Below are 5,961 nucleotides of genomic sequence, written 5' to 3'. Positions count from 1 at the left end.
AAAAAAAACCGCCAATATCTGAACCCCAGAAAGGCGAGAGGCTCAATGAGTAATTAATGCCTACTGCAATTTGTGTTTCCAGTGTTTTCCATGACGATTCCGTATCACCGGACCATACCCAGCCACCCCATTGTGCAATGCCTAAAAAGCCATTGCGGTGCAGGCTCCAGGGGCGCACATTGGGCCGGGTGGAGAGCGGCCCCTGGTAATAGAGCTGGTGGCGTTTGATACGTTCAAAGAGGTTAAACCAGTCGCCTTCATCGGGCCAGAATGCATCAACACCGGCGTTCATTAAGCCCAGGTGCTGCTGCCAGTAGGTATTAATATGCCCTGCATCGGGATTTTCAAAGGATGGAGGCGGAATGCTGCCATGCAGGGAGGGCAGCTTATCACGGTCCCAGGGCACTATGTGCAGCACCACTTTTACGTGGTTGTTATGCAGATCGTTTATAACGGCAGCGGGGGTACGTTTAAATACCTCCGGGTTAAAATCAAAGGAAGGCTGCGGCGTGTTCCAGCCGCGGGGTGCAAAACCGGTGCCCAGGTAAATAACGGCATCTACCGGGATCTGTTTAGCACGGAAGGTATCTACAATGCCCGTCATTTGTGCATCATTTTCCAGCGTGCGGTGGGATTGCATGTAACCCAATGCCCATTTTGGCGGCATAGCTGCAGGGCCGGTGAGGGTGGATACATCGTGCATAAATTGCAGGGGATCATGCGCATCAAACACAAATACATCCAGCAGGCCGGGCACAAAATTATCAGCCGGTGGCAGGCCTTTGCCCTGGTTCAGGTGCTGGTTGGTTTGCGTTTGCGGGCCGCCCTGGCCGGCGGGCGGCGAGGGAATAAAGCTGCCCTGCGTTTTGTTCTGCAGATCTACCTGCACCCAGGGGCTTGCCACAAATAATGCCCAGCCGCCGGTGCCTACCAGCAAGGGTACCGGGTTGCGGGAGCCATAGGCATCGCCCTGCCAGCGGGGCAGCATCCGGTGCAGGCGTCCGCGGCGGTCAAATTCCACCGGCAGCTGCCGCCAGTTAGCCCCGGCAGCGGGTTTGGGGCCGCCTTCGCCCATACCTAATATGGGATGATCATCTAAAGGAAAGGTAATATTGCCATTTTCCCGGAAGCTTAGCTCCTGTACTTTTTCACCTTTATTATTGGTAATAGTAACGGTAAGTGGTTTTGGCCGGATGCTTACCAGCAAATTACCCACGCGCTTTTGCAAAGGGCCATGCAGTTCTTTGATGCTGATCTCCGGCGCTGGTACTTTTCGTATAGCCAATGCTGGTGTATAGGGCGCCGCCTCTTTATAACTGAGTGGTTTTAAAGTAATACGAATGCTATGAGCGCCCGCGGAGCGGATATTGAGCTGTGCAGGCTGACCGCTGGTTGTAATGGTTTGTGCCTGTGCCATGCCTGTGAGTAACAGGAGCGCGAGGGGGAGGTGGAATTTCATGTTCTAATATACAATTTAGCAGGCGCAGGATTTTGCCGGATATTAACCGGATGTGGACGGAAATTATGCCGGGAGCCAGGAGGATTTTTTATTTTAGTAGCTGTTCTCCCAAAATAATTAACTCATGCGTACTGTTATCATCAGCCTGTTCTTATTAGCTGCAGCACAAACCATCCATGCCCAAACCTCCAAACGCGCCCGCGATTGGGGTATTCACATTGGTGTGCTGCCCACCGGCCAATGGAACGCAATTACTGATGTACCAGGCGTAAAAGTGGGGCAAACCACTTTAATAAAAGGCGATAACATCCGCACCGGCGTTACAGCCATCATTCCGCATGAGGGAAATGTTTTCCAGCAAAAAGTACCGGCCGGCATTTTTGTGGGCAATGGCTTTGGCAAGCTGGCCGGCACTACACAGGTAATGGAGCTGGGCAACCTGGAAACACCGGTGGTGCTTACCAACACGCTGAACGTAGCCACTGCCATGGAAGCCGTGATCGAATACACGCTGCAGCAGAAAGGCAATGAAAAGGTGCAATCCGTAAACGCAGTGGTAGGCGAAACCAACGACAGCTGGTTGAACGATATCCGCAACCATCCCGTGCAGAAAGCAGATGTACGCCAGGCATTGCAAAATGCACAAGGTGGCCCGGTGGCCGAGGGGAATGTGGGCGCCGGTACAGGCACGCTTTGTTTTGGGTTCAAGGGCGGCATTGGCACAGCATCCCGTAAGCTGCCGCCTAACCTGGGCGGCTATACGGTAGGGGTGCTGGTGCAAACCAATTTTGGCGGCGTGCTGCAAATTGATGGTGCGCCGGTGGGCAAGGAGCTGGGAATATTTGAGTTCAATGATGAATTAAAGAACCGTGTAGATGGTTCCTGTATGATGGTAGTAGCCACCAATGCACCGCTGGACAGCCGCAACCTGCAGCGCCTGGCCAAACGCGCGTTTATGGGGCTGGCAAAAACCGGCGGTATTGCCAGTAATGGCAGCGGCGACTACGTGGTAGCCTTTTCTACCGCAGATTCCGTACGGGTACCGTATGAGAGCAGCACACCGGTTCGGCTGGCGCCTGTGCTGCAGAATGATTATATGTCGCCATTGTTTATGGCAGCCATTGAAGCCACGGAGGAAGCCATTATTAATTCGTTGTTTGCAGCAAAGACTATGACGGGGAAAGACGGGCATACCATGGAGGCATTACCGGTGGAAAAAGTAATGGACATCTTAAAGAAATACGGGCGCGTAAAATAGGGGGAATTACCCGGATGGTGCCGTGGTAAAAACAGCTGCTTCAAAAAATAATGTAAATTCATATACCGACTGCGCCCGTTAAATGATAGTATATGTTATTTTTTGGCATCCGGCTTAACCTCGTGATCTTTTGTATTATCCTGCTGGAGATCATTATTTTTTGCAATCAGCTACAGAGCTTCCTGGCCAGGCGCCATGAAAAAGAACGGCGATGGCACCTGATACTGGTGGGGCTGTTAATATTATATAACCTGGCAGAGAATCTCATGATCCTGCCGGACCCGCATATACCCGTACCCATTACCCTGCAGATCATTATTAACCAGGGCTTCGGGTACCTGGTAACCGCTTACATGCCTTATTACTGCGTAAAAACAACCCGGCTGCAGGGATTGGAATTTCACCGCAAATACGGGTTCCTGTTCCTGGTAGTGCCTTTTTTCGTTTTTTTTGTTTGCTATTTTCCTGTTACACATGATCTTCCCAATACCTTATTATATACCTATATTATTACGGCAGCCTATGCCTGCTACGCCCTGTTTGACCTGGCCAGGGTACTTATAAAAACCCATCGCAGGGAAAAGAACTGGCCCGTTTTCCGGGAAAGGCTCTGGATCTATGCCTCCCTGTTTTTCTGGTGCAGCTCCCCGGTGATAGGCGTTTTCCTGGAGCAGCCTAACTGGGTGGTGGGCGTGTTCAATAATATTGTGTTCATGCTGCTGAATGTAACACTGCTGCGGCAAACCGTGCAAAAGTCTAAAGAAGAGTATATAAAGCTGCAGCAATACACGCTGGACCTGGAGAAAGAGGTGAAGAAAAAAACGATTGCGTTGGAAACATCCAACGAGCAAAGGACCAATGCCTTTGTGAACCTGGTGCATGAGACCAAAACGCCCATCACCCTTATGAATAACTACCTGGAAGAGTATATCCAGAAACATGGTTATAATGAGGACCTGCTGATCGTAAAGCGGAACCTGGCCAAGCTGAATAACGATATCAGCAACCTGTTCGACCTGGAACGGTACAATAAGGGACTGCCCATTTACAACTACGCCCAGGTGATCAGCTTTAGCCAGGTAGTAACCGATAACCTCATCCTGTTCCGGAGCTACTGCCAGAAAAAGAAGCTGACCCTGAAAGAAAATGTTGCGCAGGATCTGCTCATGAAGGCCGATCCCGAAGCAGTAAGCCGTATTGTAGTGAACCTGGTGGAGAATGCCATTAAATATACTGAGGAAGGCGGGGAGATCAGCGTTTCGCTGGAAGCATCCGGCAACCAGCTGCGTTTTACGGTGCAGGATAATGGTATAGGTATTGAGCCGGGGCTGCAGAAAAAGATCTTTGAGCCCTATTACCAGATCAATATGCAAAAGAAAAGCGCGCAGGGTATGGGCCTGGGCATGCCTATGCTAAAAAAGATCGTGGACAGCCTGCAGGGAAAGATCATCATCGACAGCCATCCCCAAAAAGAGAAAGGCACCCGTGTTACCGTGCTGCTGAACCGGCATGTGCTTAACAAAAATGAGGTGGTAGCGGAGGACTTTAAGATCAGCACATCCTCCGGGCTGGAAGTGTCGGACTTTAACATCAGCGATACCAGCTATGATCCCCGCAAGCAAACCATTCTGCTGGTAGAGGATAACCAGGCCATGGTGAGCTATCTGCTAAAAAAGCTGAAAGAGAAATATAATGTATGTGTGGCGTTTAATGGTAATGAAGCCCTGGGGAAAGTGAAGAGCTACCCGGTTTCCCCTGACCTGATCATTTCCGATGTAATGATGGATAAGGTAGACGGGTTCAAATTTGCCCGCATTATTTCCGAAAGCCCGGACTATAACCATATTCCTTTTATTTTCCTGTCGGCTAAGTTCACCAATAAAGACAAGCTGGAGGGGTTAAAGCTGGGCGCCCTGGATTATATCCCGAAACCTTTCCGTATGGAGGAGCTGATCCAGAAGATCAATTCAGTGCTGGACAATGCCCTCCGGCAGAAAAAAAGCCTGCTGAACAATACCATCAGAGCGCTGCAGAAAGTTGAGAACCTGGATCTTAAGCAGGCCAGCTCCGGCGGTTTTGAGTTTAACTGCAGCCAGTATAACCTTACCACCCGGGAGGTGGATATAGCCCGGCTGATCTGCGAAGGGCATTCCTATAAAGAAATAGGGGATAGCCTGTTCATTGCCGAGCGGACGGTTAAAAAACACGTACAAAACATCTTTGAAAAGGCCAGTGTATCGAACAAGGTACAGCTGATCAATAAGCTGCAGGCATAATTGCTATCCATTGCAGGCAAAATTCAATCCCGCCCGGCGCCCCATGAAACCCTTACTGGCAGCGGATACTACTGATTTGTACGTATAAAAATAGTACCAAGTCCTTATTGCCTTTTTCTTCCCAACGCATGAAATTGCCCTTATTCCACATACCTGAACCACAGCGCTCATCAACCGAATATATAAAAACCATCCCCATGCGTTTGTCTGAGAAAGAAGTAACCGAACAACCCTCGTTTGAGGTGCTGAAATCCATTTTTCATACTGCCCTGCATGAAATTGGCGTGCCTATCAACGGGGTAGTAACGGCAGCCACCTTTTTAAAACGGGAAATAGAGCATGGCGATCCGGCATTTGTGCAGGAGCTTCTACAAATGATATTCTCCGCAGCCAATAACCTGAATGAGATCTTTGAACGGGTGAGAGAGGTAGTAAGGCAGGAAAACCAGCAAAAGTTTCAAATTATGGAAACCTATTTTGATTTCAGGAAATGGCTGGATAATGTGCTGTTATCCATGTCGCCCTTATTTATGGACAAAACCATCTCGGTAGTAAAGCAGGTAACCAAAGATTTCCCGTCATTTATTTATGTGGATAAGGTGTACCTGACCCAGATCGTCTATAATTTATTGATGAATGCCTTAAAGTATAGTCCGCCCGGCACGGTGGTATCCGTTACCTGTTTTGCGGATGCAGACCGGTTTAGCATAGAGATCACGGACCAGGGCATCGGGATTTCCACCGCAGATCTGCCGCTGATCTTCCAGGAATACCGGCAGCTGACGAACGGGTTTAAAACCCAGCTGGGCGGCATTGGCCTGGGGCTTTCAATTATAAAGAGCTTAACGGAAGCCATGGACGGTGTAATTGCCGTGAAGAGCGAGATTGGTGTGGGGAGTACTTTTACAGTGAGTTTTCCACTAAGGAGTGAGCCGGCCTGAATCTATTGGGAGTTAACCCCAGGGGAT

At 49.7% G+C, this 5,961-nt stretch carries 4 protein-coding genes; 3 read left to right on the top strand and 1 reads right to left on the bottom strand.

Going from position 1 to position 5,961, the window contains the following annotated elements:
* On the bottom strand, nucleotides 1-1,459 hold a 1,459-nt coding region (locus VIM87_RS04305; protein WP_331995783.1), incomplete at its 3' end, for a TIM-barrel domain-containing protein.
* Between the two features lie 124 nt (nucleotides 1,460-1,583).
* On the opposite strand from VIM87_RS04305, the gene VIM87_RS04300 reads away from it, so the two are divergent.
* The 3 genes from VIM87_RS04300 to VIM87_RS04290 all read left to right on the top strand — a co-directional run bounded on the left by VIM87_RS04300 (nucleotide 1,584) and on the right by VIM87_RS04290 (nucleotide 5,934).
* On the top strand, nucleotides 1,584-2,717 hold the full coding sequence (locus VIM87_RS04300) for a P1 family peptidase (RefSeq protein WP_331995782.1): 1,134 nt from the start codon (nucleotides 1,584-1,586) through the stop codon (nucleotides 2,715-2,717).
* A gap of 92 nt (nucleotides 2,718-2,809) precedes the next feature.
* Nucleotides 2,810-4,993, top strand: a complete 2,184-nt coding sequence (locus VIM87_RS04295; protein WP_331995781.1) for an ATP-binding protein — start codon at nucleotides 2,810-2,812, stop codon at nucleotides 4,991-4,993.
* 197 nt (nucleotides 4,994-5,190) lie between these two features.
* Nucleotides 5,191-5,934, top strand: a complete 744-nt coding sequence (locus VIM87_RS04290; RefSeq protein WP_331995780.1) for a HAMP domain-containing sensor histidine kinase — start codon at nucleotides 5,191-5,193, stop codon at nucleotides 5,932-5,934.
* Nucleotides 5,935-5,961: the final 27 nt, after the last annotated feature.

The organism is Chitinophaga sp., from assembly GCF_036569125.1.
Taxonomy (GTDB): Bacteria; Bacteroidota; Bacteroidia; order Chitinophagales; family Chitinophagaceae; genus Chitinophaga.
This window is presented reverse-complemented; position numbering and strand designations above follow the sequence as displayed.

Excerpts from the sequence above, each read along its gene's own strand:
- VIM87_RS04300 (WP_331995782.1), top strand. The coding sequence starts at position 1,584 with ATGCGTACTGTTATCATCAGCCTGTTCTTATTAGCTGCAGCACAAACC.
- VIM87_RS04295 (WP_331995781.1), top strand. The coding sequence starts at position 2,810 with ATGTTATTTTTTGGCATCCGGCTTAACCTCGTGATCTTTTGTATTATC.
- VIM87_RS04290 (WP_331995780.1), top strand. The coding sequence starts at position 5,191 with ATGCGTTTGTCTGAGAAAGAAGTAACCGAACAACCCTCGTTTGAGGTG.